This is a genomic window from Arthrobacter sp. JCM 19049, from assembly GCF_001310435.1.
On sequence record NZ_BAXF01000521.1, the window covers coordinates 1 to 1477 of the forward strand.

The following is a 1477-nucleotide window of genomic DNA, read 5'->3' on the forward strand; positions in this document are numbered from 1 at the left end:
CGCAGGATGGCTCCAGCGATGCACCGATGTCCAGCGCTCCCATGGCATCTCCGGAAAGCACCCGCCAGGCGCCGCCGCAGTACGTGAGGCACTGGCGGCTGCCCGCGCCCGCAAGCAGGGAACAGCCCCCGCCGAGACTGCTCCCCGCAATCTCAGGAGCCTGGAACCCCCGCCGCTCAGCAGCCCGAACAGGTTCCAGCCGACGCTCAGACCGCTCACTCACAGATTCCGGCTTCCGATCACCCGCAGCCGCAGGAGCCGAGCGCGCAGCAGATCCCGGATGCCGAAGACGGACCCTTGGATCCGGGCGGCTCACTCAACACCGGGGCCGACGCCGACTGGGGCGGCACCTGGGGTCCGATCAGTGATGCGCCGAGCAATCCGGTAACCACCCCGGTGGATCCTTCCCCGAGTGTCCCGGCCCAGCGTCCGGAAGGCGTCTCCCCGTTCAGCTTGGTTCCGGATCCGGCCAGCGGCGAAGACCTCTCCTTTGGCACCGGCGTGCCTATCGACGACGTGAAGCAGAACGCGGCCATGGCCGAATTCGCCAAGCGCGCGGCGGCGCAGCGCGAACAGTCCCAGCCGCAGGGCCAAGCCGCACCACAGCAAACCGCTCAGCAGCAGCCCGCCTCGCCACAACCCGCACAGGATTCCCCTGCCCATCCAACCCAGTTCGAACAGCACCGAGGGGCCGACGAGCAGGATCAGCACGCGGACCAGCAGCGCGCCGAAGTGCAGCGCCAGGCTGAGGAAAACGCGCGCCGCGAACAAGCCCAGCGCGAGCAGGCCGAACGCGAACAAGCCCAACGCGCCGAAGCGCAGCGTCAAGCCGAAGAAAACGCACGCCGAGAACAGGCCCAACGCGAACAAGCCCAACGCGCCGAAGCGCAGCGCCAGGCCGAAGAAAACGCACGCCGAGAACAGGCCCAACGCGAACAAGCCCAGCGCGAGCAGACACAGCGCGCCGAACAGCAGCGCCAGATGCAGCAGGAGCAGCAGCGGCCGCAGCAGCAGGCACCACATGGTCAGCCTTCCCCGCAGCGCCAACAGCCACAGCAGCAGTCTCGAGCGGCTGCCGCCTCAGGCGGGTCCGGCGGTGCAGTCCAGGCGTTCCAGCAGGCCTGGCCCACGATCCTGGAGCAGCTGCAATCCCACTCGCGGGTTCTGCACTCGATGGTTGCGAACTATGCGAACATCGGAGGTTTCGACGGTCGCACCCTGACGCTGGCCTTCTCAAACTCCGGGCCGCTGGTGAACTTGCGCAACCGGCCGGACATGATGGGGCTGCTGACCAATACGGTCAGCCAGGTCATGCGGCAACAGGTCGAGGTGGTCCTCACCGAGGGAGGCTCGGGTCCCACCGGTGGTGGTTCCCCAAAAGGTGACCGCCGGCCCCAGCCGGCGTCCGCACCAGTAGCTGAGCGTCAGTCGAACGCAGCGGCGGACGCCCCGGCGCCCACCCCCCACTCACCGCAGG

The 1477-nt window shown here is 68.4% G+C and carries 1 protein-coding gene and 1 pseudogene; one reads left to right on the forward strand and one right to left on the reverse strand.

Going from position 1 to position 1477, the window contains the following annotated elements; genetic code table 11:
* Positions 1-312: 312 nt before the first annotated feature.
* Entirely contained in the window at positions 313-1047 is a 735-nt protein-coding gene (locus JCM19049_RS21105; protein WP_279403257.1) for a hypothetical protein, read from the reverse strand.
* A gap of 126 nt (positions 1048-1173) precedes the next feature.
* Between JCM19049_RS21105 and JCM19049_RS21110 the strand changes: the two are divergent.
* Positions 1174-1477, forward strand: a pseudogene (locus JCM19049_RS21110) (hypothetical protein); the annotation flags it as partial.